This window comes from Yoonia sp. 72 (assembly GCF_034652275.1).
Taxonomy (GTDB): domain Bacteria; phylum Pseudomonadota; class Alphaproteobacteria; order Rhodobacterales; family Rhodobacteraceae; genus Yoonia.
This window is the reverse complement of sequence record NZ_JAXIWG010000001.1, coordinates 1,280,984-1,307,318: the sequence shown is the minus strand read 5'-3', so window position 1 is coordinate 1,307,318 and position 26,335 is coordinate 1,280,984. Positions and strand designations below refer to the sequence as shown.

At 57.2% G+C, this 26,335-nt stretch carries 23 protein-coding genes; 16 read left to right on the top strand and 7 right to left on the bottom strand.

Annotated features, from left to right (window positions below; translation table 11 throughout):
* The first annotated feature begins 50 nt into the window (after positions 1-50).
* Positions 51-1,181, top strand: a complete 1,131-nt coding sequence (locus VCK47_RS06710; protein WP_322889932.1) for a hypothetical protein — start codon at positions 51-53, stop codon at positions 1,179-1,181.
* Between the two features lie 197 nt (positions 1,182-1,378).
* Here VCK47_RS06710 and VCK47_RS06705 read toward each other — a convergent pair whose 3' ends face one another.
* From VCK47_RS06705 to VCK47_RS06695, 3 genes are read right to left on the bottom strand one after another with little or no spacing between them, the layout of a single operon-like run.
* Positions 1,379-2,314: a sugar kinase gene (locus VCK47_RS06705; protein ID WP_322889931.1), complete on the bottom strand. Its 936-nt coding sequence runs from the start codon at positions 2,312-2,314 to the stop codon at positions 1,379-1,381.
* Positions 2,311-3,936, bottom strand: coding sequence for a GMC family oxidoreductase (locus VCK47_RS06700; RefSeq protein ID WP_322889930.1), 1,626 nt, complete (start codon positions 3,934-3,936; stop codon positions 2,311-2,313). The genes VCK47_RS06705 and VCK47_RS06700 overlap by 4 nt, the downstream gene beginning before the upstream one ends.
* A 53-nt stretch (positions 3,937-3,989) precedes the next feature.
* Positions 3,990-4,709 carry an FCD domain-containing protein gene (locus VCK47_RS06695; protein WP_322889929.1) on the bottom strand — a complete coding sequence of 240 codons (720 nt, stop codon included), beginning with the start codon at positions 4,707-4,709 and terminating at the stop codon, positions 3,990-3,992.
* A 251-nt stretch (positions 4,710-4,960) separates the two neighbouring features.
* On the opposite strand from VCK47_RS06695, the gene VCK47_RS06690 reads away from it, so the two are divergent.
* From VCK47_RS06690 to VCK47_RS06655, 8 genes are all read left to right on the top strand, one after another.
* Positions 4,961-6,418 carry an aldehyde dehydrogenase family protein gene (locus tag VCK47_RS06690; protein ID WP_322889928.1) on the top strand — a complete coding sequence of 486 codons (1,458 nt, stop codon included), beginning with the start codon at positions 4,961-4,963 and terminating at the stop codon, positions 6,416-6,418.
* Between the two features lie 53 nt (positions 6,419-6,471).
* Positions 6,472-7,446, top strand: a complete 975-nt coding sequence (locus tag VCK47_RS06685) for an ABC transporter substrate-binding protein (protein ID WP_322889927.1) — start codon at positions 6,472-6,474, stop codon at positions 7,444-7,446.
* 81 nt (positions 7,447-7,527) lie between these two features.
* Positions 7,528-9,048 (top strand): sugar ABC transporter ATP-binding protein, encoded by a 1,521-nt coding sequence (locus VCK47_RS06680; protein WP_322889926.1) that lies wholly within the window; start codon positions 7,528-7,530, stop codon positions 9,046-9,048.
* On the top strand, positions 9,045-9,995 hold the full coding sequence (locus VCK47_RS06675) for an ABC transporter permease (RefSeq protein WP_322889925.1): 951 nt from the start codon (positions 9,045-9,047) through the stop codon (positions 9,993-9,995). Before VCK47_RS06680 ends, VCK47_RS06675 begins: the two co-directional genes overlap by 4 nt.
* Positions 9,995-10,960, top strand: a complete 966-nt coding sequence (locus tag VCK47_RS06670; protein WP_322889924.1) for an ABC transporter permease — start codon at positions 9,995-9,997, stop codon at positions 10,958-10,960. The genes VCK47_RS06675 and VCK47_RS06670 overlap by 1 nt, the downstream gene beginning before the upstream one ends.
* 3 nt (positions 10,961-10,963) lie before the next feature.
* Positions 10,964-12,058, top strand: coding sequence for a mandelate racemase/muconate lactonizing enzyme family protein (locus VCK47_RS06665; protein ID WP_322889923.1), 1,095 nt, complete (start codon positions 10,964-10,966; stop codon positions 12,056-12,058).
* Between the two features lie 12 nt (positions 12,059-12,070).
* Positions 12,071-13,099 carry a zinc-dependent alcohol dehydrogenase gene (locus VCK47_RS06660; protein WP_322889922.1) on the top strand — a complete coding sequence of 343 codons (1,029 nt, stop codon included), beginning with the start codon at positions 12,071-12,073 and terminating at the stop codon, positions 13,097-13,099.
* Entirely contained in the window at positions 13,096-13,854 is a 759-nt protein-coding gene (locus VCK47_RS06655; protein ID WP_322889921.1) for an SDR family oxidoreductase, read from the top strand. The genes VCK47_RS06660 and VCK47_RS06655 overlap by 4 nt, the downstream gene beginning before the upstream one ends.
* A 375-nt stretch (positions 13,855-14,229) precedes the next feature.
* Here the strand turns inward: VCK47_RS06655 and VCK47_RS06650 are convergent, their stop codons facing one another.
* A complete protein-coding gene (locus VCK47_RS06650) occupies positions 14,230-14,640 on the bottom strand; it encodes a hypothetical protein (protein WP_322889920.1) in 411 nt (136 codons plus the stop codon).
* Positions 14,641-15,357: 717 nt separating this feature from the next.
* Here VCK47_RS06650 and VCK47_RS06645 point away from each other — a divergent pair.
* The 4 genes from VCK47_RS06645 to VCK47_RS06630 all read left to right on the top strand — a co-directional run bounded on the left by VCK47_RS06645 (position 15,358) and on the right by VCK47_RS06630 (position 21,217).
* Positions 15,358-16,365 (top strand): hypothetical protein, encoded by a 1,008-nt coding sequence (locus tag VCK47_RS06645; protein WP_322889919.1) that lies wholly within the window; start codon positions 15,358-15,360, stop codon positions 16,363-16,365.
* A gap of 996 nt (positions 16,366-17,361) precedes the next feature.
* Positions 17,362-18,099, top strand: a complete 738-nt coding sequence (locus VCK47_RS06640) for a hypothetical protein (protein WP_322889918.1) — start codon at positions 17,362-17,364, stop codon at positions 18,097-18,099.
* Positions 18,096-20,258, top strand: a complete 2,163-nt coding sequence (locus VCK47_RS06635; protein ID WP_322889917.1) for a transposase family protein — start codon at positions 18,096-18,098, stop codon at positions 20,256-20,258. Before VCK47_RS06640 ends, VCK47_RS06635 begins: the two co-directional genes overlap by 4 nt.
* Complete coding sequence (locus VCK47_RS06630) at positions 20,255-21,217, top strand: ATP-binding protein (RefSeq protein WP_322889916.1); 963 nt, start codon at positions 20,255-20,257, stop codon at positions 21,215-21,217. The genes VCK47_RS06635 and VCK47_RS06630 overlap by 4 nt, the downstream gene beginning before the upstream one ends.
* A 67-nt stretch (positions 21,218-21,284) precedes the next feature.
* On the opposite strand, the gene VCK47_RS06625 is transcribed toward VCK47_RS06630, so the two are convergent.
* Positions 21,285-21,671, bottom strand: a complete 387-nt coding sequence (locus VCK47_RS06625; protein WP_322889915.1) for a hypothetical protein — start codon at positions 21,669-21,671, stop codon at positions 21,285-21,287.
* A gap of 349 nt (positions 21,672-22,020) precedes the next feature.
* Entirely contained in the window at positions 22,021-22,740 is a 720-nt protein-coding gene (locus VCK47_RS06620; RefSeq protein ID WP_322889914.1) for a hypothetical protein, read from the bottom strand.
* A gap of 408 nt (positions 22,741-23,148) precedes the next feature.
* Here VCK47_RS06620 and VCK47_RS06615 point away from each other — a divergent pair, with 408 nt between their 5' ends.
* From VCK47_RS06615 to fnrL, 3 genes are all read left to right on the top strand, one after another.
* A complete protein-coding gene (locus VCK47_RS06615) occupies positions 23,149-23,532 on the top strand; it encodes a rhodanese-like domain-containing protein (RefSeq protein ID WP_322890041.1) in 384 nt (127 codons plus the stop codon).
* An 87-nt stretch (positions 23,533-23,619) separates the two neighbouring features.
* On the top strand, positions 23,620-24,501 hold the full coding sequence (locus VCK47_RS06610) for a lysophospholipid acyltransferase family protein (RefSeq protein WP_322889913.1): 882 nt from the start codon (positions 23,620-23,622) through the stop codon (positions 24,499-24,501).
* Positions 24,502-24,613: 112 nt separating this feature from the next.
* Positions 24,614-25,339 (top strand): transcriptional regulator FnrL, encoded by a 726-nt coding sequence (gene fnrL, locus VCK47_RS06605; protein ID WP_322889912.1) that lies wholly within the window; start codon positions 24,614-24,616, stop codon positions 25,337-25,339.
* A 62-nt stretch (positions 25,340-25,401) separates the two neighbouring features.
* Here the strand turns inward: fnrL and VCK47_RS06600 are convergent, their stop codons facing one another.
* The gene (locus tag VCK47_RS06600; protein WP_322889911.1) at positions 25,402-26,235 is read right to left on the bottom strand and encodes a universal stress protein; all 834 of its coding nucleotides are present in this window, start codon (positions 26,233-26,235) and stop codon (positions 25,402-25,404) included.
* Between the last annotated feature and the right edge of the window lie 100 nt (positions 26,236-26,335).

The window sequence follows — 26,335 nt, the reverse complement described above, 5'->3', positions numbered from 1 at the left end:
CCGGTACAGTGTGACCAACATTGGCGCCGGATTAAATTGAGGAGCAACAGATGCACAATCGTGGCCATGCCGACATCGAAGCCTCACGCGGCACGGGCGAAAGCTCTTTGACGCGATCGCAGGTGTATGACGCAAGTCAATTCGTGCGGAACGGCCAAGGTGATCTAATTGACGTCTCCGGTGTCAGCCCGGATGACCGTTATGCACGTGGGCCTTATTCTTGCCTGGCCTGTGGCCAACTTATGGTACCTGCGCTCGGGCGGATCCGGAAACATCATTTTAAGCATAAGGCGGGTCGTCCGGTTAACTGCCACAACGAGACCTACCTGCATCAGCTTGCCAAGATGGTCCTGTTCGCGGCCCTGAGTGACGCCATCCAGACTGGCCAGCCATATTGGTTGACTCGGGACCGTCCTGTCGTGTGTTCCTACTACCAAGAAAAGTTCGGAATTTCCTGCACGACGCAGAGTGCGCCATATAGAACTGACCTTGCGGCAATGTTCGATCGTGCCGAAATGGAGGTCGGAGTTGATGGCTTTGTGGCCGATATCTTGCTGTCCTCGAGCAGGTCCGATGCGCGTCTGCTCCTTGAGATTGCCGTGACGCATCCTTGCGAAGAGACCAAGATCGCAAGTGGCCTTCCGATTATAGAAATAGAAATCTGGAACGAGGACGCGGCCATCGGTTTGTGGGAAGGCATCGACGCTGCATCGAGATCTAATCTGTATCACAACATCCCAAGCCCGGATGCGGCACCGCATTTGTGCACAACGCCATGCCCGGCGACGGGTTTGGCGGTTCTTCTCTATGAAAGCGGGAAGGCATGGTATTCGGAATTGGTGGTTGGAAATCATAGCGAGAAGGAGATTTTGTCCGATTTTCGCTTGGTGACGTCCGAGATCGTTGATGTTCAGCTCGGACCTTTAACAAGGCCATGGAAAACTATCGAGGAGCATCTAAACGACTTCATGATCCGACAAGCATTCGAGCATGGCCGGTCGGTCAAATCCTGTATGCTTTGCCGGAACAATGGCGGGCGGGTGAACGAACACGACATCTTTTGCGAGGTCAAGGCCCGTAACGTCTGGATGTCGTCAAGTGCGATTGGTTGCACAGACTTTGATCCGCCAAACGATATCGACGAGGCCAGATTGATGTTCGGCCGTTTGGGTAGATCCTGACATGGTCGAAATCTCGTGCACCATATCGGGTGTCGCAGACGCCAAGTCACCTCCTTGGCGTCTAGGATTGTCAGGATTTTGGCCGTCATATTCATGACCGCAGAGCTTCCGACCTTTCTGATTTTCGCCTTAACCGTTGTCCCTTCTTCTGGGTGTATATGTCAGTACATACGGCACGTGCCGTAGCAGACAATGCGTCAACAGTTGTCGACGGGACCGGTGCCGGTGTCGCCCTCATGCATTTTACCAATAGGTAAAATTGCCCCTGCATGGCGAATAACAAGCCCTGCCAACTGGTTGCCTTTCGAGGCGGCGACCTCAGTGGTGCGGCCAGCAAGCCGCGCGGCAAGATACGCTGCGTTGAAGCTGTCACCTGCGGCAGTCGTGTCTACTGGGTGCGGGTCTGGTTTTGTCGGGACATGCATGTCTGGTGCAATCAAAGCGCCCTGCGATCCGCATTTAAGCACGATTTCAGCGATGCCATGTGCGGCCAGACGCGCGTGGCTGGAGTTTGTGTCGACGTCATCCCAGAGCAGGACTTCGTCCTCCGCGGTAGCAAGGCAGATATCTGTCAGATCCAGCATCCTGCTGTAGGTCGCCCGTGCGTGTTCACGGTTCGGTCCCCAAAGACGCGAACGATAGTTCCCGTCGAACGCGACCAGTGTCCCCGCTTTGCGCGCCTCGTGAAGCAGTCCGAACAACCGGTCAAGACTGGTCACATCGTAAAGCCAAAGGCTGATCCCTGAAAGATAGATCAACCGTGCCTCCATTATCGCCGTCTGAACATCAGGCGAAAACAGCGCGCCGAACACGTCTCGTGCGGGGGAACGATCACGCCAATAAGTGAAACTGCGTTCGCCATCCTTTGCCGTGCGGATCGCATATAACCCCATGGTCCGGCCGGAGGCGGTCGGGCAAACGCCGTCGTCTACGCCCTCGCTGCGCAGAGCGGCCCGCGCATCCGTCGACCACGGATCATCCCCGAAGGCGGTTAGATAGCCGGTAGGCTGCCCCAGCCGTGACAGATAGACAGCAGTGTTGAACGTATCACCGCCGAAACCGCTGCGCACCGCACCTTCTGATGCCTGAGCAAGCTCAATCATCATTTCGCCGATGCAAAGAACCTCGGTCACGGCTGCCCCATGATGAAACCGGCACAGCGGTCACCCAGCATCATGGCAGGCGCATTGGTATTGCCGGCGTTGATGTCCGGCACAGCAGACATGTCTGCGACCCGCAGCCCGTCGATCCCGCGTACGCGCAGTTTCGCGTCTAGAACCGCCATAGGGTCACCATCAGCCCCCATGCGCGCAGTAGAAGCGGGGTGGTAGTTGGTCTTGACGAACCGCCGGCAATGATTGGCCAAAGAGGCGTCATCCAGGTTCGCAGGGTCAGGGATGGCAACCTGTTTGATGTGCTTGGCCAAAGGCTCGCTCTGGAAAGCACGGATAAAGAAGCGCTGCCCAGCAATCATGTCCGCCATATCGTCGGGATGGCTGAGCAGGTTGGGGTTTACCAGCGGCATGTCGGCCGGATCGCCCGACCGCAGGCGCACCTCGCCGCGCGACTTGGGTTTCACGACAACTGTCGTGACGGTCATACCATAGGTATTCTCGACCAGATCCAGCGCATCCCTGTCCAGATAGACCGTCGGCACGCAGAACGCCTGAATTGTCGGTTCAGCCGTCGGGTCGAGTGGGTTGACGAAGGCGCCAGCCTCGACACCTGCGGACAATATACGCCCCATCCCGAATACCTTGAACTGGAAACCATTCCACAGCATCCGCCACCCGTCGCCTTGACGGAAATATCCGTAGGGGCCGTTGGCGGTCGCGATGACGGGGACTTCGGGATGATCGATCAAGTTTTGGCCGACACCTCGCAGGTCGGCTACGACAGGCAACTGATGGTGGCGCAGATGGTCGGCTGGTCCGATGCCTGACAGCATCAGCAGTTTCGGGGTGATCAGCGCCCCAGCTGTCAGGATGATTTCGCCCTTGGCATAGCTTTCGCGCAATGCCCCCGACTTGTCGCGCCATGACACGCCGACGGCGCGTCCGTTCTCGATCAGGATACGCTCGACCCGCGCTTGCAGCCGCACGGTCAGCCGCGGATCACCTTCCAGCGGCGACAGAAATGCATAGGCCGCCGAAGAGCGCCGGCCATGCCGGTTCATGAACTGGTAAAACCCGACACCTCGCTGCGCAGTGCCATTGAAATCCGCGTTGTACGGCTCTCCCAGGGCTTGCACCGCCTGCACGAACCAGCGCGAGGTCTGGTCGATATGGCCGGGGTCCGACACCTGCATCTGCCCGCCGACGCCGTGCAATTCGTTGTTGAGGCGGTTGTTGTCTTCCATTCCGCGGAAGTGTTTCAGTGCCGCGTTCCATGACCAGTCCGCGCCGTCATTATTGCCGCGCAGTTCGGCGTCCCAGCTGTCGTAATCCGATGGTCGCCCGCGCATATAGACCTGTGCGTTGACCGATGACCCGCCGCCCAGCACGTTCGCTTGTGGGATATCATGCTTGCGTCCGCCCAGATGCGCCTGCGGGACGGTCGTATGGTAGTTCATGAACTTGGAACCGTTAATCATCTTGAAGATGCCCGGCGGCATATCAAGCAGCGGGTGACGGTTGGAATGACCACCCTCGAGCACCAACACCCGGTTGCCACCGTCGCTGACCAGCCGCGCCGCCGCGACACATCCCGCAGAACCGCCGCCCACGACGATATGATCGAATTCTTCGCGCGCCATGACGTACGTCCCTTTTGTTGCATCTGCGCTGTGTCCCTTGCGGGACGTCGCGGCTAAACTTCGTTGAAAGTGCCGCGCACATATTCCCACGCAGAGCTGAGGTGAGCCTGCAATGCGGCCTCTGCTGCGTCGGGGTCGCGATCGCGGATGGCAGTGAAAATGTCGGAATGGCGCTGAAAGTTCACGCGGTTGCGTTCGGGCGACCTTGGCATCTTGACCCAATGGGGGGCCAGCCAGGCTGTAAAAGCCTTATGAATCGCTGGAAAAACCGGGTTTCGCGGGATTTCGTACAAGACAGCATGGAAGGCGACATCGGTCTTGTAGAACTCTTCACTGTCGGGAATGGCGTTTTCATTCGCGCGCAGCGCCAGTTCCAGTGCGTCGATGTGTTCTTTTCTGGCAGAAAGGGCGGCTTGCCTGACAAGACCCGCTTCCAGAAAGACGCGGGTGTCGTAAAGGTTCTTCACGCCGCCCGACCGCGCCAGAAGGTGCCCGACCACACCATCTGCTGCAGCAAGGGCGGCGTCATAGCCCGGGCGGCGTATGACGGGGCGAAAGCGAGGGCGGCTTTCGACAAGGCCGCGGCTGGCCAGCGCGGCAACCGCCTCCCGCACCACGGTGCGGCTGACGCCAAAAGTCTCGATCAGATCGCGTTCCGAAGGAAGAGCATCCCCGTCGACCAGATCCCCCGCTGCGATCCGGGCCTCCAACGCACGTACGACCGAGTCGGCTGCGCGATAGTCTGAACCCTTCAACTGATTGCTCACGTCCATGCGTTGCTCCATCTGAGTTTGGTATGATCATATATAGTCTTTCGAGTGACGCAAGTTTGTTGTTTTTGTCAGACCAAAAAATAGTTGATATATTTACATCGGGTAGTTTTGGCTAATAAATACTGAAATTTTCAAAAATTTACCCCAAAAAAATGGCAGATTGCAAAATTCTACGTTGACGACGGCTTGAATCGGCGACAGAGTTGGTCAAGTTTGATAATACTAAAAAGGCCAAGTCAGTGCTTATAGATATGTCTAAAATGATACAGGACGATGTTCCGCTTCGGGCGGGCATGTTCATCGACGGGCGCTGGACTGCGGCTGATGTTGACGGGAGCGCGGTCGAAAACCCCGCCACGGAAGCTGTGATTGCCACGACATCCATCGGTGGCACTGACGTGGCAGAAGAAGCTGTGCAGGCCGCCCGAAAGGCACAGCGTCTCTGGGCGCAGGTGCCAGCGGTGGAGCGTGGACGCGCAGTGATTGCCTTGGCCAATGAGGTGTGCGCAAATGCCGAACTTCTGGCGCAGATCGTGGTCGCCGAACAGGGCAAGCCGATCAGTCAAGCGCGGGGCGAGGTGCATGCGACCGAATCCTTCCTGCGCTTTGCCGCCGAAAACGCCCGCCGGATTGAGGGCGAGATCGTGCCGTCCGACAACCGCAATGAGGAAATCCAGATCCGCCGCTTGCCTTACGGTGTCGTCGTCGGTCTGACGGCGTGGAATTACCCATTGGCCTTGGCTGCGCGCAAGTTGGGGCCAGCTTTGGTTGCGGGCAATGCGTTCATTCTGAAAGCGCACGAATATACGCCGCTATCGGGGCTGGCTCTTGCGGGGTTGGCCGAAAAGGCTGGGCTTCCTGCAGGGCTGTTCAATGTCGTGACTGGCGATGGCCGCACGTTTGGGCGGGCTTTGGTTGACCGGGCGGATTTGGTGACTATGACTGGTTCGACCCGCGCGGGGCGGGAAATTTACAGCGCAGGTGCCGAAGACATCAAGGTGCTGCGGCTGGAGCTGGGTGGCAAGGCGCCGTTCATCGTCATGGAAGATGCCGATATCGACCGTGCTGTCGAGGCCGCAATCCTTGCGCGGTTCACCAACAATGGTCAGATCTGTACATGCAATGAACGCATGTATCTGCACCGCGCGATTGCCGATGAGTTTCTTGCGAAATTCACCGCCAAGGCTGCCGCCCTGACGATTGGCCAGCCGCTGACCGACCCCGACATCGGCCCGAAGGTAAGCAAGGGCGAACTGGAAAAGGTCGAGGCGATCACCGTGGCCTCAATCGCAGCGGGCGCAGAAGCCTTGCTGCGCGGTGGGCCGCTAAAAGAGGGGGCATTCGCAAAGGGACACTGGATCGCGCCAACGGTTCTGCTGGCTCAGAACAATGACCTACCCGCAATGCGCGAAGAGATCTTCGGTCCGGTGATCGCTGCCCTGATCGTCGACGATTTCGAGCAGGCGATGACTTATGCAAATGACAGCGATTTCGGTCTGTCCGCCTATATCTGGACGCGCGACCAGCGCCGTCTGATGGCGGTCGCTGCGCGACTGAATTGTGGTGAGATTTACTGCAACCGCGCCAATGGCGAACAGGTGCAGGGCTTCCATTCCGGCTGGGGCCGTTCGGGCCTTGGCGGCGAGGATGGGAAGCACGGGTTCGACGGGTACCTCAAGAAAAAGACGATGTACCTGAACTGGGCCTGAATGGGCCTGAAAAAGTGCGGGCCGCGACTGGCCGCACACCAAGGGAGGATGAAATGAAAAGACGGATTTTAATCGGCGCAGCGACTGTGTCGCTCGTATTGTCGGCCGGATTGGGCATGGCCCAAGACCTGCCTCCGCTCGAGCAGAAAGAGCGTTACAGCGTGGGTTTCGCACAAACGGAGAGCAACAATCCTTGGCGCATTGCGCAGACACAAAGCTTCCGTGATACCGCCGCCACCTGCGGCTGGGATCTGATCATCACGGATGCCGATGGGTCTGCTGCAAAGCAGGTGTCGGACGTGGACAGCATGATCGCGCAAGGCATTGACGTCCTGTTCCTGCCACCACGCGAAGAAAGCCCGCTGATCCCAGCCGTGATGCGTGCCAAGGCAGCTGGCATCCCGACGTTCCTGGTCGACCGCTCGGTTGATCCTAACGTCGCGCAGGCTGGGCGCGATTACGTGTCGTTCCTTGGTTCGGACTTCATCGAGCAGGGTGGCCGTGCAGCCGAGTGGCTGATGGAAAACTTCGAAGGCGAGCAAGGCATCATCATCCAGCTCGAAGGCACGACAGGGTCCTCGCCTGCCAACGACCGCAAGCAAGGTTTTGACGAAGCCATTGCAGGCGATGACCGCTTCACGATTGTCGCAAGCCGTTCGGGCGACTTTGCCCGCAACGAAGGGCGGCGCGTGATGGAAACCCTGCTGCAGGCCCATCCCGACGTGAACGTCGTCTATGCGCACAACGATGAAATGGCGATCGGAGCCATTCAAGCCCTTGAGGCTGCGGGCCGAGTGCCGGGTGCGGATGTGCTTGTTGTGTCGATCGACGGAACACGCGACGCTTTGCAGGCCATCATTGATGGCAAGATGGGCGTTACAGTGGAAAGCTCACCATTCTTTGGCCCGCTGGCATGTGAAGTCATGACCCAGTTCGCTGCGGGTGAGACAATCGAACCTTGGGTCAAGGTCGAAGACCGCATCTTTAATGCTGAAAACGCAGCCGATCACATCGACGAAGCTTACTGATCAACTTGTTCCTCCAAGAGAAAGCCGGGGGCCGTCACGGCGGCCCTCTGCACCCGGTATTTTTCACGGCAAGGCGGCCCAATGACTGAACCTCTTTTGCAGATGACCGAGATCACCAAATCCTTCGGCGGCGTGGTCGCATTGGCCGAGGGCAACCTGTCCATCGCGCCGGGCGAGGTTCACGCCCTGGTCGGTCAGAATGGTGCTGGAAAATCCACGCTGATCAAGATCCTGACCGGCGTTTACAGGCGGGACGGCGGCACCGTGCGCTGGCAAGGGCGCGAGGTCGATCTGCGTTCGCCCCGCGACGCGCAGGAAGCGGGCATCGCAACCATTTATCAGGAACTGACGCTGGTGCCGCAGCGCACCGTCATAGAGAATATTATTCTCGGCTATGAGCCACGCACGCGGTTCGGCATGATCGACTGGCGCGAAGCAGAGCGGCGAGCGAAAGGCGTCCTGTCGCGGTTCGGAATTGATATCGATCCGCATCGTGCGCTGGGTAGTTACCCCACCGCGATCCAGCAGCTTGTCGCAATCGGGCGTGCCGCGTCGATGGATGCGAAACTGCTCATCATGGATGAGCCGACATCGTCACTCGACGAACGCGAGGTGAAGGGCCTGTTCGGCGTGATCCGGCAACTCAAGGCGCAGGGCACATCTGTCATTTACGTCAGCCATTTCCTCGACGAGTTGTTTGATATCTGCGATTCAATGACGATCCTGCGCGACGGGCGCACTGTCAGCACCGCGCAGATGAACGACCTGACGAAACTCGATCTGATAGCCGGAATGCTGGGGCGCAGCGCCGAAGACATCCGCAATGCGGGCATGACCGAACTGGCTGGCAGTAATGCGCCATCGGATGGCCCGAAAATCGTCGAGGCCAAGGGCATCGCCACCAACAGACGGCTGCGCAAGCTTGACCTGACGATCCGCTCGGGCGAGATCGTGGGTCTGGCCGGCTTGCTGGGATCGGGCCGCACCGAAGCTGCTCGCGCCATTTTCGGCATGGACCAACTTAGCGCTGGTGAAATCATCGTGGACGGCGCCCTTGCCGCGATATCGTCGCCCCGCGGGGCCATCGCAGCAGGGATGGCCTTTCTGACCGAGGACCGAAAAACTGAAGGCATCATTCCCGATCTGTCGGTGCGCGAGAATCTGACCCTCGCCCTGTTGCCCAAGCTGACGCGCATGGGCATCATCAACGAGGCCCGAGAGCGCAGTATCGTCGAAGGGTTCATCAAGGCTCTCGGCATCAAGGTTGCGGATATGGAACAGCCGATCCGTGAACTTTCCGGCGGCAACCAGCAAAAGGTATTGCTTGGCCGCTGGCTCGCAACCGACCCGCGCCTACTGATCCTGGACGAGCCGACACGTGGTGTCGATGTTGGGGCCAAACTCGAGATTCAAGCCATCATCCGGCAAAAGGTCGAACAAGGCTGTGCTGTGCTGCTGATTTCCTCCGAATTCGAGGAACTGATCGAAGGCGCGCATGACATCATCGTCATGCACGAAGGGCGCAGTGTATCGCGGTTGAAAAACCCCGGCGTGACGGAAGACCAACTGATCCATGCCATGGCGGTCGGAGGTGAAGTATGATCCGTCATCTTGATCGGCGGTTGGTCGGCTTGATCGTAGCGCTTGCGGTGCTGATCTGCATCAACATCGTCATAACCGACAACTTTCTTAACATGCGGTCGCTGGCGGTCAACGTCAGCCAGGTCGCGACAATTGCGATTGTGGCGCTGGGCATGACGCTTGTGATCGCCTCGGGCGGCATCGACTTGTCGGTCGGTTCGGTCATGGCGATCGCAGGCGCGCTGGCGCCGCTGATTTTCCTGTCCGATTGGGCCTTAGCCAATCCCGGTATCGGCCTTGCCGCCGCCATCGTCGTGCCGATGCTGCTGGCCGCGATGTGCGGGCTGTTCAACGGGGTCTTAATAAGCCTTTGGGGTGTGCAGCCGATCATAGCGACCCTGATCCTGTTCATCTCGGGTCGCGGGATCGCGCAGCTGATGACGAACGGAAATCTGCAGACCTTCAACAACCCGTCGTTTAGCTGGCTTGGCACCGGGCGCATTCTGGGCCTTCCCGCACAGGGCTGGATCGCACTTGCCCTGGCGCTGTGTCTGGCCTGGGTGGTCCGGCGCACCATCTACGGGCGCTATCTGCTGGCCGTGGGCGGGAACGAGCGCGCAGCGGTGCTTGCCGGTGTGCCCGTCGTTCCGGTCAAGATAGTAACCTACGTCATTGCTTCGACCCTTGCAGGTCTGGCCGGTCTAATTGTGGTCGCGATCAATTCTGCATCCGATGCCGCACGTATCGGACAATTGATGGAGCTTGATGCAATTGCCGCCGCTGTCGTGGGGGGTGCCGCTCTTTCAGGCGGGCGCGCACCGATCCTGGGTGCCTTGCTGGGTGCAACTTTCATTCAACTGATGGGCTACACCCTGATCGCAAACGGCGTGTCCGACGAAAAGACTCTTATCGTGACGGCTGCGATCATCGCAGTGGCAGTCTGGTTACAACACGGCCGGAGGCACTGATGAAAGCCCTTCTCCCTCAAAACGTGCATGTCGCGGTCTGGGTCGCACTTTTGGCGTTGTTGATGTTCGGCGTGCTGCGGTACGACAATTTCCCGACCGCCTATAACCTGTCGTCGTTTCTTGGCTACAATTCTATGTTCGTACTGATTTCGGTCGGGATGTGTCTTGTCATTATGACCGGTGGTATTGACCTGTCCGTGGGATCGGTAGCAGCGTTTTCCAGCGTCGTTGCTGCCATCCTGTCCCCGTTGGGGTTGATCATCGCGCTGCCGGGCGGCGTTCTTGCTGGCATGCTGGCCGGCTCGATCAACGCGATCATGATTGCGGGATTGCGGCTGCCGCCTTTCATGGCGACGCTTGCGACCATGCTTGCGGCGAAGGGCGCGGCGCTGTGGCTGGCGAACAACCGCACGGTGCCTGTCGACTGGTCCAGCAATTTCACAAGTCTGGGTATGAACAAGATCGCCAATATCTTGCCTTGGACAATCGTGGTCGCCTTTCTTGTCGTGGTTCTGGCTTGGGTCATTGTGGACCGCACATCGTTGGGCCGCACGATCCTTGCGATCGGTGGCAATGCCGAGGCCGCACATCTGATGGGTTTGAAAACCCGCCGCGCCGAGATCTTTGTCTATGTGTTCTCTGGTGCCTGTGCCGGAATGGCGGGCGTGTTTCTGGCATCCGGCTATGGCGCAGGTCAGCCGCTCGAAGGCGCAGGCTGGGAACTTGCAGCCATTGCCGCAGTGGTGGTCGGTGGCACGCTTTTGACGGGTGGCATGGGGTCTGTGACGGCGACCGTCGCGGGCGCGCTGCTGTTCGGGCTGGTCTTCAATCTTTTGAACTTCGAAAACGGGCAGGGCACGATCAGCCTGTCGGCGCACTGGCAGTCGGTTATCCGCGGTCTGTTCCTGCTCATCGTCATCCTTCTCCAAGCCCGGCTCGCGAGGCCGGCGAACATGAGGCGATAATCAATGTCCCGTATCACTGACCTGCAGGTCCGGCTGTTCCGCGTCCCTCTTCCAGAGGTGATGTCGGATGCCAAGCACGGAGATCATACGCATTTCGAACTCGTGACGGTGACGATCACGACCGATGATGGCCTTTCCGGCACCGGATATACCTATACGGGCGGTGTCGGGGGTAGGGCGATTGTCGCCATGATCCAACACGATCTGCGCACCATCCTGCTGGCCAAGGATGCAACGCAAGTCGAAGCCCTGAACGAAAAGATGCAGTGGCACGTCCACTATGTCGCGCGCGGCGGCGTCGCGTCCTTCGCCATTTCAGCCATCGATATCGCGCTTTGGGACTTGCGGGGTCGCCGCGAGGAACAACCGCTATGGCGTATGGCGGGCGGGGAGTCTAATCGCAGCCGGGCCTATCGTGGGGCGATTGATCTCAATCTTTCGCTCGAACGCCTGCTTGCCAACGTGCAGGGGTTCATCGACGAGGGTTATACCGCGGTGAAGATCAAGGTCGGCCAGCCCAACATGGACGACGATTTCCGCCGTGCCGAGGCTGTGCGCGCGCTGCTGGGCCCCGACAGGGATTTTATGGTGGATGCGAACTACAGTTGGTCCGTGGATCAGGCAATCGTCGCGGCCAAGGGGTTTAAACCACTGGACCTTTTGTGGTTCGAAGAGCCGACGATCCCCGACGACTATGACGGCTACGCCCGTATCCACGAAGCCACTGGGATGCCGCTCGCCATGGGTGAGAACCTGCATACAATCCACGAATTCGAATATGCGCTGGCACAGTCATCCTGTTCATATCTGCAACCCGATGCGTCTAACTGCGGCGGCATCACGGGCTGGTTGCGAGTGGCAGAGCTTTGTGCCGCCAGAAACATCCCCGTCTGTTCGCACGGAATGCAGGAACTGCATGTCAGCCTTGTCGGCGCACAACCCTGTGCCGGTTGGGTCGAGGTGCATTCCTTTCCGATCGATCAATATACGACGCGCCCCCTGGTCCTTGAAGGCTCGCACTGCGTTGCACCCGATATCCCCGGCACCGGGGTTGAATTCGACTGGGCGCGTCTTGCCCCCTTTGCCGTCCATTCCTGAAAGGCTGAAATCATGACTCATCTTGCTGCATTCTATCGCGGCGGCAAAGCGTTTGCTGTCGAAGCGGTCCCCGTCCGCGAACCCGGTCCCGGAGAGGTCGCCGTCGATGTCGCCTACGTTGGGATCTGCGGGACTGATCTTCATGTTTTCCACGGCAATATGGACGCCCGCGTCGGGCTGAACCGGATCATTGGACACGAGATGTCCGGGCTTGTCAGCAACGTTGGCCCCGATGTAGCCAACTTTGCCGCAGGAGACCGTGTCGTGGTACGTCCGCTGCATCCTTGCGGGGCATGCCCGGCTTGCGCAGCCGGATTGTCGCACATCTGCTACAACCTGAAATTCCTAGGCCTCGATACCGACGGTGCGATGCAGGGCCGCTGGATCGTGCCGGCGTTCACACTTCACCAGCTGCCGCAGGATGTGGGGCTGGACAGTGCCGCCTTGGTCGAACCTTTGGCCGTTGCAGTCCACGACGTGCGTCGCGCAAGACTTCAGGCAGGGGAAACCGCGCTGGTGATCGGCGGCGGACCCATCGGGATGCTGATTGCGATGGTTGCACATGCGCAAGGGGCGCATGTGATCCTGTCCGAAATAAACGAAAACCGCCTTGCGATGGCCACGGCGATGGGGTTCGAGGTCGTCAATCCCAAGACGCAGAACGTGACCGAGGCCGTGATGGCGCGCACCGGCGGTGCAGGGGCGGATGTGGTGTTTGAGGTGTCAGGAACCCAGCCCGGCGTTGATCTGATGACGGAAGTCGTACGGGCGCGCGGGCGCATTGTGATGGTCGCCATCCATGCGCAAAAGCAGCAGGTGGACCTGTTTCGCTTTTTCTGGCGCGAGATCGAGATGCTGGGCGCACGCGTCTACGAACCCGAGGATTATGACCGAGCCATCAGCATGATCGCCGAAGGTCTGCCCGTCGTGAAACTGATCACCGACCGTCATCCCCTGTCCGAGGTGCAAGCGGCCTTTGATGCGCTTGACGGCAACCAAAGCGCGATGAAATCACTCATCGAAATTGGAGGCAACACATGAACCGCTTTGATCTTTCTGGCAAGACTGCCCTTGTGACTGGTGCCCGACGCGGGATCGGCGCGGGGATGGCGCTTGCTCTGGCAGAGGCCGGAGCCGACATCATTGGCGTTTCTGCCCAGATGACGCCTGACGGCGGCGATATCGGCGCACAAATCCATGCCTTGGGGCGGACCTTCAAAGGCCACGCAGTCGATTTTTCCGACCGCCCGGCACTCAAGATCTTCGCGGCAGAGATGGAAAAGGCCCCCATCGACATCTTGGTCAACAACGCCGGTACGATTAAACGCACGCCCGCCGCCGACCACCCTGAAGACTGGTGGGACGAGGTGATCGAGACCAATCTGTCCGCACAGTTCCTCCTGACGCAACGCGTCGGACGCGGGATGATCGCGCGGCAGCAAAAGGGTAAGATCATCTTTACCGCTTCGCTGCTGACGTTTCAGGGAGGCGTGAATGTTCCGGGCTATGCGGCGTCCAAAGGCGGAATCGGCCAACTGACTATGGCCTTCGCGAATGAATGGGCTGCAAAGGGGATTCAGGTCAACGCCATCGCACCCGGCTATATCGCGACCGACAACACCGAAACCTTGCGAAACGATCCAAACCGCGCCTCGGCAATCCTCGATCGCATTCCCGCTGGAAGATGGGGGCAGCCCGATGATTTCGGGGGGCCAATTATCTTCTTGGCAAGCGCAGCTTCAGACTATGTCTCAGGAACGATCCTGACCGTGGACGGTGGCTGGATGGGCCGGTGACTTGTAGACCACATTGGAAGGTTTTTTGTAGCACCACAGTATAGCTTTCGTGGGATGCTGCAAAAGCAAAGCCGCAAGGTAACAGTCGTTATTCCACCCTCGGTGTATATGATACTGCGATAGCGAACGGTTTTTTCGTAGATGCAGCAAACGGCAGAAAGGTCCCGCCTCATTGAAAGTCGGTAGCAAAAAATGCTGGGCGATCCACGAGTGACCAATTCAGGGAAGCTGCACCGCGGCATATATGGGACGCCGCCAAGCTAAAAAGGTCGGTGCATACCCTATCGCGACAATCTTTGAAGGAAATGTCGGTTTCGACGATAGCGGCTGGACGATCACTCCCCGCGTATTGGATAGTGATCACCAAATCGCATACTACCGTGCCAACAAATCCCTCTTTCTCTTGTCGAGGCAGAGATCACAGGCGTTTGTGACGTACCCGCCAATACTCCGGATCCCGGGTGATGGCCCACCGCAGCCTTCGCATGACGCAGCAGCCTCTGCTTCTGCCTGCCGGATCCGATCGGTGACCAGGTCATTTCCGCCCTGCACATACACCCGAAGCTCACCGAGCTTCTGCTTGACCTGTGAAACTCTGATGCCAGTCAGGGCGTCTCCGCGACGGATGGTGTCGATATCGCTGAACAGCCGATCAAGGAGTGGATACCAGCCCGGGCCGCACAAGAAACCGTCGCGCATGGGCGCACTGACTGTCCTGAAGATGTCAGGATAGCGTTTCATGATATCCATCGCTTCAGCGTCGATAGAGTTTTCCCGATCCCTCATGTCGTGCTCCTTCTGCCTCTTGTTTGGAAATCATGGTTCAAGCCACTGATCCCATGATCTGTTGGCCTACTGGGATGAGGATGCAGATCACCTTATCAGCACCGCGGCGAAAGCTGGCGTCTTCGGTGTTCTGGAATCGCTATGACGGCTGCAGCGATCGCAGTGTCTGGGAAAGGGATCACGCGTGGATTGTTGTGCATGTATGGTTACGGCGTGTCGTTGCAGTATTGTTCGGATTGTTGCTCAAAATGTAGCTATCGATGGTATGCGTGTAAATCCCTAAACATCTGAAAACAAACAGTTTTATTTTCTGTTTTTCGCAAGGGCGTAATTGCGGAATTCCTGTATGGATTTCAGGGGTTACCTGATTTCGAGCGAATTTTTCGCACCGGGGCAATTGCATTTTATTTCGACAACAGTCAAGCAAGGGACCCCAATCCGCTGCTCGGATAAGCAGTCGACGGTGCGGGCCTGTTTGCAACTTCGAACAGTACTCACCCTTCAAGTCGCAACCGGCCATCTGCTGTCTGTCAGCTATGATCCGGCCGCTACGGTGCGGTGTCTTCGAAACAGCCGTTCGCGGTGCAGTCAAAAATTGCTGACCAACTCAGATCTCAGCGCCAAGCGATGATTTGCTTTACACGCATTGGATTTTCATTACATGCAGTCAAGCTCGTCTACTCCCAGTAGTCGTCGCTACAACTGACATCATTAAGAATGCGTGAGAATTTCATGATACGCCTTGCAATTTTTCTATCCGCACTCGTTTTTTTTTCAATTATCGCTGTAGTATATTTTGACATTTTTGAAACAGAAAACCTGAAGCTTAACGAATTTGGAGATCTTGTTGCAGGGGTAGTATCTGCCATTGCTGTAATCTGGCTTGTGCTTTCAGCAGTAACCCAACAGCGGGAACTATCTGCTCAGCGAAAAGATATTGAAGAAACAAAAAGAGCTAATATTATTCAGAGTGAAGCTTTGCAGGCTGCGACAAAGATCGAAGCCATTCGACACCTTCGGGAACTTCAAGAGTCTCGGCAAGACTATTTAAGCACGCTCATGAACAATCTAAGGGCAATGCTAAAGCGTAACCTGGAGAAGCAAGATCAACACGTCGCATATTTGGCATGGAAAGATGACCTCAGGAAGCCGATTTTTGAGTTTTACTTTCAAATACTTCAGGCGTCTGATCATGGGTATAAAAAGTCGGTTTTCTATAATCCAACTCCCGAAATTATTAAACCCAACATAACCCATGAGGAAGCAGTGTGCGCCTCTGATATCACTGGGTTTATTGAGGACTTCGATAATGTCCTTAAAGTTTTGCGTGCGCGTGCAAATGAATTAAATGTGCAAGCACAACAAGTGGAGTGGGAGGGAATGCTTGGCTTGGATCATTTGTTGATTTTGAAGCCTGTAGCGAAGCGTTACGCTGAATGCGCAATGGAAGTCTATTCATTGCGCAATCAAACCGTTGCTGCTGAGTTTATGAGAATGTCTATAGACGGAACGCTTACTGACGGTGGGACACTTGCTATGTCATGGCGAGTAGTGTCGCGTCATTCAGATGGAACAGTCGCTGAGCGGGGTGAGAACGCTTTACCGAAGGAACCGTTAGGAAAATACGTAAGCGCTCGTGGAGTAGATGAGCATGAAACTTCATCTGAAGGGCGCAGTGTTATTGGCTTTATTTCTTCGGTTTGGCGACGATATTTTGAACGTTAAAGTTCGTGCAACCATCAGCACTTAATAATGTCCACTTTGTGCTTATCGCAGCAACCTGATGCGATGCCTCGAGGGTCTGCACTCCGCCCGATGTGTAGGAGACATCGGGCGCGGCAAGTTGCCAGACATGGGTCCGCCTTGGGTTGGTTGCGGCTATTGAAGGCATAGCAGTCAAGGTAGTCGTGCGTCTCGCACATGGTTCGATGCATCTCGTGATGAAGGTGCCGAAGATTTATCCGTGAGGTTTTCGCATTTTAGAATCCTTCACCGAAAATCCAGGCCCTGCAAATTGTATCATTCACCACGAATGACTTGATTCCTTCCCAGTGTCATGGACGTTAACGTTATGGGCATCATCCGGATGTTTGTCCTGCGTCACCATGAAATCTTCGTTTGCACGCGCTGGACGGCAGGAACATCAGCTTCAGGAAACTTCCGATGCCACCGGCACGTCGATCCTGCGTCCATACACCCGTTTACAAGGTTGATCCGTGGAATCCACATAAGCCTTTCATTCATTCAAGGCCACCTGATGAACGCTTGATGACTTAACGATACAGGTTGTCCACGACTATCAGCCGTGCAGCCGTTCCCCGAAGCCGGTTTCCGGCATAGATTTGTTGGATCGGTGGTGTTTACGAAAAGTCTGTGTTGTTCCCAATTCGAGGAGGATGCGAAAAAACAAAAATGATATTTTTTCAACAAAAACAATATGTTGACTCTTTTTCGTTCGAGCGGATAGTTCCGTCGAGTTGCTGGTCATGAGTGACGCGGTGACGAATAATTTGAAGATCGGCGACAGAAGGGATGCCACGCGAAACAGACAGACCTGAAAAAAGGGCGCGCCATAGGCGCGCCCGATAAAGTGGGAGCCTGATCGGCCCGATACACTTGTCAGAGTAGAGACCATCAATGGTCCAGGCAAGAGCGATCATAAGGCTCCTGAACGAAACACAAACACTCTGGAAAGCACAGCTTTCCGGACAGGAGAAAGTTATGTCGATTTTCATTGAAGAAGAATTCGGGCGCAGTCCGACGGGCAAGCAGCCTGCGCTGAAGATTCCGGAGATTTTCGGAGTCCGGCCCTATTCCGGCCACCGGAATCCCTTGACCCGCAGTCAGATCGCCCGCCGCGTTTCCACCACTTTCGCACTACGGGCTACGAGCTGCATCCCTGAGGTATACCACTTCGAGAGCCTCGCCGAATACGCCACCACACTCGACGTGCTTCTGGACCCCACCGTCTACGGCATTGAGGTCCAGCTTCCCCCGGTTATGTATCGTTGCGGTACCCGGACGAAACTGCGTGCGCATCATTTCGACTTGCGTATCACCTTCGAGGATGGGCTCCGCCGCGCGGTCTTCGTTCGGAACGGGTCAAGCCTGAAAAAGCGCAAAACCCAGGATGAGATCGATGCCATTTTCGACGCGATCCCGGAAGATTTCGCCGACGAGGCTGTGGTCGTGAACGGAGACCAGTACACGCGTCAGTATCGTGACAACCTCTTTCGTGTCTACGAGGCCTGTCAGACCACCGACATCGAGGCTGACGAAGCGATAGAGAAGGCAGCGTTTACAAAAAATTATTGGTTTCTCAAAGACCTGATCCAGCACACGAACCTTCCGTCTCCAAGGGCGTTTGGTGCTGCCCTGCGCATGATGGGTCGCGGCGGCATCGCTGTCGACTGGTACTCGGTCATCTGGATGCATTCACGAGTGACGCTCCCAGAATGAATACCGCCCCCCTCTACAGTGTTCCGACTGGATCGCGCCTCGTCCTCGACGGGTGCGACTGGCTGGTCACGGCGCGGGAGGAACGCGGCTATGCCGTAGAGGGGGTCGAAACCGGTGATTGCCTGTCGCTTACGTTTGAACGCGTCGATCGGGCGATCAAGGAGCGAAGCTGTGAGGTGATCAAGCCCAAGGACGCGGAAAAGCGGGCCATGCTACTTCGCTATACTGGCGGCCGGGAGCTGCTTGAGCAGTTGTCCGAGGAACAGCGAAATACCATTCGCTTCCGTCTCTCCATCGTACTCGCGATGGATGCTATGGAGGCGGAAGGCATGAAGATCACCCATCGGAAAATCAACACAGGTGGCGCGTATCGGAGCACTCTGCTGAGGAGGGCCGCGGAAATTCACAAGGGAGGAGACTTCTCTGGCCCCTCGCGAGGAGGACGGGTTAAACTCACCTTCAATGTACCCCAGGGGAAGACCCTCGCCAATTATCAGGCCACCTTTCATGAATTCGGTGACAACCCCATCGTTCTGATGGACCGTGATCATATGAAAGGAAACCGGTCGCTTCGGATGAGCGCTTTCGAGGAGATCTATACCGACCATGTAATAACTGTCTGGCACGATAGACGAAAACCAAAGTTGGCGCCGTTCCTCAGACTGGCCGAAGCTGAGTTCCATGTCCCGCCGCACGAAATCGCAGCCGGTTTCAAGTTTCCATCGATCACCACTATCCGGACACGGATCAAGGTGCTGTCGGACTTCGTCAAGGAGGGCGGGCGCAATGGGTGGATCCATGCCCGAAACCGCAAGGGCGCTGGATCCACCGACCTCCGTGCGATCGATTATGGTGAGGACGGAATGGTCGATCAGGTCTACCTGTCGATTTTCGTGGACACCAACGGCGTAATCCGGGCGAAACGCATTGACCCCAAGTCCGTGCCCAAGGAACTGGAGCAGCAAGAAATCCGTCGCTTGTGGCTCCACGTCATGATTGATGTCGCGACGCGACTTCCGCTTGCCTGGATTATTGCTGCATCCGCCGATGGCGATCACACGGCTGCCCTCCTGCGGATGGCCACGCGCGATAAGGTTTATGAGAAGGTGCGCTACGAATGCAAGAAGGACCCGGCGCCTCCCGTCCGGATCAGAAAGTTTGAGGCCGATAACGGCGGGGCTACCAAGAACGGACCGACATACGCCTCACAACTCGGTTTGGGGATGACCGTCATACCGGGGCGCGCCTATCACGCGGCAGACAAGCCGCACATTGAGACTCTGTTTGGGACCATGCAGTGGGACGTTCTGAATTTCCTGCCTGGCTACACAGGAAGCGCCCCGGGGGAGCTGAAGGATTATGATCCAAAGGGCTCTGCTGAGCTCACTCACGACCAGATTTATGGAACCATCACCAGATACCTCGTTGACGAATACTCGCATAAACCCCACCGGGGGACCGGCATGTCGAAGGCAACGCCTTGGGAAAAGCTGCAGGAGGTCGTGACAACCTACCGTGCGATCGAGCCGCCCTCGCAACGGGACCGTTGCCTGCATCTTGGTGTCAAAGCGAACGCAAGTACGACATCGGAAGGCGTAAAGGCCTTCAATATACCCTTTAACTCGACTGCGCTTCAGATGTTCGCCGGCGGTGCTTCATGCAATGTAGACATCCACCTGGATCCGGATGATCTACGGAAAGCCTACGTGACGGCGCGGGGACACGACGATGTAATCGAGGTTCACCTGTCTATGACGGCCTTCTCCGACCTGACCTTGGAAGAGGCAATCAGCTTGATGGAGGAGGCGTCTCGGCGCGACCCAAAGGCGCAGGAACTTCATGACGCCCACCTGAAAGAAGTACGGGCGCGTCGGGCCCGGGAATCCGGGTATTTGCCCGATACGCGCGACCCGTCCAACTACCGGAACATGAACGATCTCATGAAGCGAGCAGAGCGGCTCGCAGAGGTTTCAGTGCGCCCGGCGGGTGTGACCGGTCCGACCGCGCGGCCAGCTCACGTCACGGACCGCAGTGGCGGCACTGCGGTGTTCAAGGTTCAGAAGCGTTCCGTCGACGCTGCCGCGACATTGCCGACGACCGACCAAAAACCTCGGCCTCCTGGAAAGACCTTCTCACCCATCAAGGATAGCAAACTATGAAATCCATTTATAATGAAGAGATCGCCGATACGGCGGCCCAGAATATCGGCCGATATTTCCCACTTGCTCGCGGCGAAAAGCTTCGGACTGCGTTCAGCGAAGTTTTCAGCCGCCACATGGGAAACCTGAAGAGCGGACAGTGGTTCGAAGGGGAAGTGCTTCTGGTCACTGGTCTGAGCGAGTCCGGCAAGACCCGCGAAACAAACGAGGTCCTGAAGCTGCTCCACGCAGAACAGGTCCTGCTGTCCAACGGTGCCGCAGCGCGCATCGTCCAGTGCGACTTGAGCCGGGTAGGGGGGTGGAAAGATCTGGGACGGAGAACCTTGAAGGCGATGGATTACCACATTTCTGATAATGCGCGCCTGACCCAAACCGAAATCTGGGCGCGGGTCGCCCATCAGGCTCAAGCACAGGGCATCATCGGGATTCATTTCGATGAGGCCCAGCATATTTTCGCCGGGAAGTCCGAGAATGACCGCGAGATGATCCTCGACAACTTTAAGGGCCTTATCAAAACACGGGGATGGCCCTTAATGTTGATCATGTCCGGCGTTCCTGAACTCGCGGGTCATGTGCGGTCTCTCGACCAGACCCAAACCAAGGGAACCCATGTCCATTTCGAAGGGATCGACCTGTCTGTGGATATGGAGGTAATCCACGAAATCGTCGGGAGCTTCGCGCTCAAAAACGGCTTGGACGTCGACGAGGACCTCATGGTCGAGGATTTTTACCGCCGCCTCGCGGTCGCGTCTGCCATGAGGTGGGGCACACTTATCAAGATGACGATCGCATCTATCGCAGGTGCGCGAGACTCAGGCTCGACGATCTTGACCCGCGAGCACTACGTCAACTTCTGGGCAGCAAAGGCCAACGTGAACGTCGTGGCGACGCCTTTCACTTATGTTGGTTACGAGACCATGTTCCGCCCAGACAAACCGTTTCAGGCGTTCATCTCGTGACGCTCTGATCAACCAGTTCTAGACACACAATCGGTCTCCGGTAGCCACGTCCTGGAAAGACTGCAACTCACCAAGCGCAAATCGAAAGCTCGTCGTTTTCCCAGCAGGCCGAGTCTTGGGTAGAACGACTTAAATTATGAGGTTGGCCATGCATATGGCTTGCATAAGCCTCTTCAGTCCACATGCCCTCTGCGTGGCCGTCACCTATCATCCATACCGCTGCCGCGTATTTGGCGTTCCCGGTTACAACCGTGAAGGAACCATCGACATCTGCTTGAAAGTAGCATGCACCATTGTGGTAGATGGTACCATTGTCCGCGATACGGCATTGAATTTCTCGAGGGGCTGGGCCCTCAGGATTCATATAGGGCATAAACGGTTCATCAGCTTGTGTGAGTCCAGGTTTGATCACAGAAATCATAATCCAGAGCGTCAGAAATGATCTCTTCAGCATTGTAACTCCTTTTTTGTTTATAGCTGCTCTGTCAGCACATTGTGGAAGAATTATGACATATGATGTGGTTAAGTGGCGTGGAAAAGGTCGGAGCGAGGTATATATACCGCGACTTCAAGGGGCTCCAGAACGAACGCTTCGTGTGAAATAGAGCACACTTGTGTGCAAGCATTTTGCGCCCTGAGGTCATGTCAAACAAAGACGCTGAAGAAATCTTCGAGCCCTCTGAAAATTGGACGTCTGCTGTGCGGACTTTTCTGCAACTCGCTGCGGATGCGCAAAAGTCCGGTTTGGCGTACCGTTCAGGAAAACGTAGGTTTGAAAGCCATCTACGGAAACAAACTTAAAATTATTTGTTCGCCAACTGCGCACCAACGTTTTCCCAGTAAGCGAGCTTTCTGCCCTCACCTTTTATCCTCATTGTTGGATGAATGGTGCATATAAAGGACGTGTCGCCTACCTGAGCAATATGAAGGCCGTCGACTTCAACAAAACTCACACCTGAAATATTTTGCCAGTGCGCTAGATATTTTTTGCTATAAAAAACTATATTACGCGGCTTGTGTTTGTTAATAGCATTCTTGATAGCTGTGATCCGCGTTGGTAGCATCGATTCACTATAAGTGGATCTATTCCGCAAGATGGGATCGTTCGAGAACCGATCATAATGCCAGATGGTCGCATCAGGTGACGGAAGCGGCAACAGTTCAATTGCGCAGGTTCTGGAACCGCTGCGCAACCAACGCTGAACCTGCATTGCTTTTGACGCGGTCTTGTCATGCGCCTTGCCCTCGGATTTGAGTTGTGCTCGCATAAGCCAATCCCATGTGGGCTGCGCGGCCCGCACCGGAGAGGTGAACAAATGAGCGACACCAATCGCTTGATGATATTCGGCGCAGTCTTCAAGAGTACGTCGACCACGTTCCTCCCATGTGCCAATTCGGATCTGGACATCTTGGAGGGTGTTGCCGCCTGCTTCCTCCATTCCTATGAACCAAGTCTCAGCGTCGAAATCACCATATCCCATAAAAGTATTCATGAAAGCGGTAAGGGTGTCTTGGTGTAGCACTTGTCTCGCCCCTCTTAATCCGATCAAACTCTATTTAGGCTACGCAACTTGTTCGACGCACCCTCGTTTTGCCTTGGTGATAACAGACAACTGAGGCCGATGCAGCATCAGGGACGTCGGGCTTAGAGCGGATGTTGAGCACCGAGCCTCAGTTTCGCTCGTTTAAATCATTTACCAGAACGAACCCGGCTGCTGCGCGGTTTTTTTCAGTCTTTCAGCAGGTTATCACATAGATCGCGGCCCAGAGACAACTTTGCGCACGCTTATGCTGTTGTGCGTAGGCTTACGCTTTCCTCCTCGCTGAACGAACCTTTAAGGCACTGATGCGCTTCAGATTTTTTTCTCGATTCGGATCGCGCCAATACAGTTTGCGTACTATTATGGTTTCTCTCGGTCCTTGCCGCAGCGCTGGCGCAGGGTCCGGCGGCGGCACAGGACAACCTGTTCACCGCGGCACCGTCGGGGCAGGTTCTGGCCAGCGATCCGAATGTCCTGCTGGTCGATATCCGCGAACCCGAGGAATGGCAGCAAACCGGCGTCATCGCAGGCGCGCTGCTGGTCAGTTACCGTGATGCGGACAGTTTCCTTGCCACAGTCGGCCCGCTGTTGCAGGACGGGCAAAGCATCGCGCTGATCTGTCGGTCCGGTAACCGCACCTCGCGTGCGGCGCGGCAGATCGCCGCAATCAGTGACGTGCCGGTCATCGATATCGCGGGCGGGATGCTACGGGTTCTGGGCGAAGGCTACACGCCTGTTACCCCCACGGCAGCACAAGGCTGCACCATCTGCTGACGCAGCGCTGCCACGGTGTCGGCCAGTTGCCGCGCCCGTTGCGGTTTGCCACTTGGCAAGACCGGCCCAAGCGGTCAAACGACAGCCATGATGCATCGCCCTTTCCGATACGCGTGGAACCAGTTCCGCTATGTGCCGTTGCTGTCCGTTCTGACGTGGTCGCGTGCGCGCCGGTTCGACAAACGCTCTCATGCGCTGGGTGCGGCCATCGGTTTTGTGATGCGCTGGTTTCCGCCCGCCCGCTGGCGGTTCGACCGTCAGGTGCTGCGGGTGTTTCCAACCATGGACCGCAAGGCGCGCGCGCAGCTTGGGCAGGCGATGGGCCATGCGATGGGACAGACCCTGTTCGAGATTTACCATTGTGCCGAATTCCAGTCGCGTCAGGACAAGTTTCACCCCGAAGGCCCGGGCCTTGCAGCCCTTGTCGCGGCGCGCGATGCGGGCAAGGGCGCGCTTATTGTCTCGGGCCATTTCGGGCAATGGGAAGCCGTGCGCGCGGTGTTGAAATCGCGCGGGATGGAAACCGGCGCGATTTACCGCCGCCAGCCCAACCCGCACTACCAGCGCCGCCTGCGCGCAGGGATCGAAGCGGGCGGCATGCCGATCCTTGAAACCGGACGTGCGGGCACAAAATCTCTGATCCGGCATCTGCGTACCGGTGGGTTCATGGCGATCCTGCTCGATGAGAAACATGCCGATGGCACGCCGCTACCGTTTCTGGGGCATCCGGCGATGACCTCGCTTGCGGCGGCAGAGCTTGCGCTCAAATATGATTTGCCAATGGTGCCTGCTTACGGTTTGCGCCGCGCGGATGGCGAAAGTTTCGATGTGATCTTCGAAGAGCCTATCGCGCACAGCGATCCGGTGACGATGACGCAGGCGTTCAACGACAGCCTGTCGGCGCGAATCCTCGCCCATCCGGACCAATGGTACTGGATGCTGCGCCGGTGGGATGTACCGCGCGGATAGCGCTGCTTTGGGGCAGCGCGACCGGTCATATGCGCATCTTCAAATTGATCATGGCTAAACCTGCGTTTTTCATGCATCATCCCCCCAGCCAGACCGACCAGGAACTTATAAAATGACGCTCGCCGTCCCGAACATGAAATCATGTACGGATTGCCCGATCCGGTACAACGCGGTCTGTTCCAAATGCGAACCCGATGAAATCGACCTCTTGGAACAGATCAAGTATTATCGGTCCTATGCTGCGGGGCAGACCGTATTCTTTGCAGGCGATCCGCTGGAATTTGTCGGATCGATCGTGTCGGGTGTCGCCAGCCTGACGCGCACCATGCCCGACGGACGGGTGCAGATGGTGGGCCTGCTGTTGCCAGCAGATTTCATGGGTCGCCCCAACCGCGATACCATCGACAACGACATCGTTGCCGAAACCGACCTGATGCTGTGCTGTTTCCGGCGCAAGCCATTCGAGAAACTGATCGAACAGACCCCGCATGTCGGCCAGCGCCTCTTGGAAATGACGCTGGACGAACTGGACGCCGCGCGCGAATGGATGCTGGTCCTTGGCCGCAAGACCGCGCGCGAAAAGATCGCCTCGCTGCTCTATATGATCGCCACCCGGATGGTGAAGCTCAAGCCCGGCGCGACCGAGAAAATCTCGTTTATCCTGCCCATCACGCGCGAGACGATGGCGAATTACCTTGGCCTGACGATCGAGACCGTCAGCCGCCAGATGACCGCGCTCAAGAAAGACGGCATCATCGCCTTCGACGACCGCCGCGACATCAAGGTGCCCGACCTCGACGCGCTGAAAGCCGAAACCGGCGAGGATGTGTATTCGTAACTCCGTAGGTCGGGGTTTTCTCGACCTTCTTAGCCATGAGAGGCGACAGGGTGAACCCCGCCTTACCGTGACATCAGGATCGGGCGGTCTGCCTGTTCCAGCAGGCTGCGGGTCGCCCCGCCAAAGACCGCTTCGCGCAGGCGGGAATGGCCGTAGGCGCCGCTGACGATCAGATGTGCGCCGACCTCGCGTGCGCGGCGTAGCAGGATGTCACCCACATGCGGTTCGGTCTTGGCGAGCACTGCGACCTCGGACCGCGTGCCGTGGCGCATCAGATATTGCGCCATCGCACCACCCGGATCGGAGCGGTCAGCGGCATGCATCGGCGGGTCGATGATGCAGATATCGGCGACATCGGCCTGTTGCAGCAAGGGCAGGGCGGCACGCGCGGCAGCCAACGCTTCGGCCCCGTCGTTCCAGCCCATCAGGATATGCCCGCCCGCTTCGGGGGCCTTGCAGCCTTTGGGAATCATCAACACGGGGCGTTCGGCGGCGAAAAGGCAGGCTTCGACCAGAACGGCGGCATCGGGATTGTCCTGATAGGGGCGCGGCAGCACCACCAGATCGCAAAACCGCAGCTTGCGTGCCAGATAGGCCGTCAGCGCAGGCCCTTGCACGGTCGCCGATTGCAGCGCCCAGCGGACGGGTTCGCCCTGCATCCGCTGATTGACCCAAGCGTCCAGCTTTTCACGTTCCGCCATGGCGTCGCGTGTCTGGCGTTCGATGGTCAGCGCCTCGCCGCCCATGTAGTAGCTGTTCGTTTCGCTGTGGCAGATGGTGACCACGAAGATTTCCAGATGCGTATCCATCCGCGCGGCCAGCGTGATCGCGGCGTCGAGCCCTTCGGTTGATGCGTCGCTATCCGTCAAAACGGTCGAAATGATCTTGTATGCCATTACTCTGGCCCTTCCCCGTCACAAGCATTGTCAGGGGGCGATCGTTCGCGCAAACCGCTCCTCACTCTCTCTATGCCGCGTGGCGCGGGCGTTTGTATTG

Excerpts from the sequence above, each read along its gene's own strand:
- VCK47_RS06610 (WP_322889913.1), top strand. The coding sequence starts at position 23,620 with ATGATGCATCGCCCTTTCCGATACGCGTGGAACCAGTTCCGCTATGTG.
- fnrL (WP_322889912.1), top strand. The coding sequence starts at position 24,614 with ATGACGCTCGCCGTCCCGAACATGAAATCATGTACGGATTGCCCGATC.
- VCK47_RS06655 (WP_322889921.1), top strand. The coding sequence starts at position 13,096 with ATGAACCGCTTTGATCTTTCTGGCAAGACTGCCCTTGTGACTGGTGCC.
- VCK47_RS06635 (WP_322889917.1), top strand. The coding sequence starts at position 18,096 with ATGAATACCGCCCCCCTCTACAGTGTTCCGACTGGATCGCGCCTCGTC.
- VCK47_RS06690 (WP_322889928.1), top strand. The coding sequence starts at position 4,961 with ATGTCTAAAATGATACAGGACGATGTTCCGCTTCGGGCGGGCATGTTC.
- VCK47_RS06710 (WP_322889932.1), top strand. The coding sequence starts at position 51 with ATGCACAATCGTGGCCATGCCGACATCGAAGCCTCACGCGGCACGGGC.
- VCK47_RS06700 (WP_322889930.1), bottom strand. The coding sequence starts at position 3,936 with ATGGCGCGCGAAGAATTCGATCATATCGTCGTGGGCGGCGGTTCTGCG.
- VCK47_RS06680 (WP_322889926.1), top strand. The coding sequence starts at position 7,528 with ATGACTGAACCTCTTTTGCAGATGACCGAGATCACCAAATCCTTCGGC.
- VCK47_RS06640 (WP_322889918.1), top strand. The coding sequence starts at position 17,362 with ATGTCGATTTTCATTGAAGAAGAATTCGGGCGCAGTCCGACGGGCAAG.
- VCK47_RS06650 (WP_322889920.1), bottom strand. The coding sequence starts at position 14,640 with ATGAGGGATCGGGAAAACTCTATCGACGCTGAAGCGATGGATATCATG.
- VCK47_RS06685 (WP_322889927.1), top strand. The coding sequence starts at position 6,472 with ATGAAAAGACGGATTTTAATCGGCGCAGCGACTGTGTCGCTCGTATTG.
- VCK47_RS06625 (WP_322889915.1), bottom strand. The coding sequence starts at position 21,671 with ATGCTGAAGAGATCATTTCTGACGCTCTGGATTATGATTTCTGTGATC.
- VCK47_RS06630 (WP_322889916.1), top strand. The coding sequence starts at position 20,255 with ATGAAATCCATTTATAATGAAGAGATCGCCGATACGGCGGCCCAGAAT.
- VCK47_RS06695 (WP_322889929.1), bottom strand. The coding sequence starts at position 4,709 with ATGGACGTGAGCAATCAGTTGAAGGGTTCAGACTATCGCGCAGCCGAC.
- VCK47_RS06675 (WP_322889925.1), top strand. The coding sequence starts at position 9,045 with ATGATCCGTCATCTTGATCGGCGGTTGGTCGGCTTGATCGTAGCGCTT.
- VCK47_RS06600 (WP_322889911.1), bottom strand. The coding sequence starts at position 26,235 with ATGGCATACAAGATCATTTCGACCGTTTTGACGGATAGCGACGCATCA.
- VCK47_RS06660 (WP_322889922.1), top strand. The coding sequence starts at position 12,071 with ATGACTCATCTTGCTGCATTCTATCGCGGCGGCAAAGCGTTTGCTGTC.
- VCK47_RS06665 (WP_322889923.1), top strand. The coding sequence starts at position 10,964 with ATGTCCCGTATCACTGACCTGCAGGTCCGGCTGTTCCGCGTCCCTCTT.
- VCK47_RS06670 (WP_322889924.1), top strand. The coding sequence starts at position 9,995 with ATGAAAGCCCTTCTCCCTCAAAACGTGCATGTCGCGGTCTGGGTCGCA.
- VCK47_RS06645 (WP_322889919.1), top strand. The coding sequence starts at position 15,358 with ATGCGTGAGAATTTCATGATACGCCTTGCAATTTTTCTATCCGCACTC.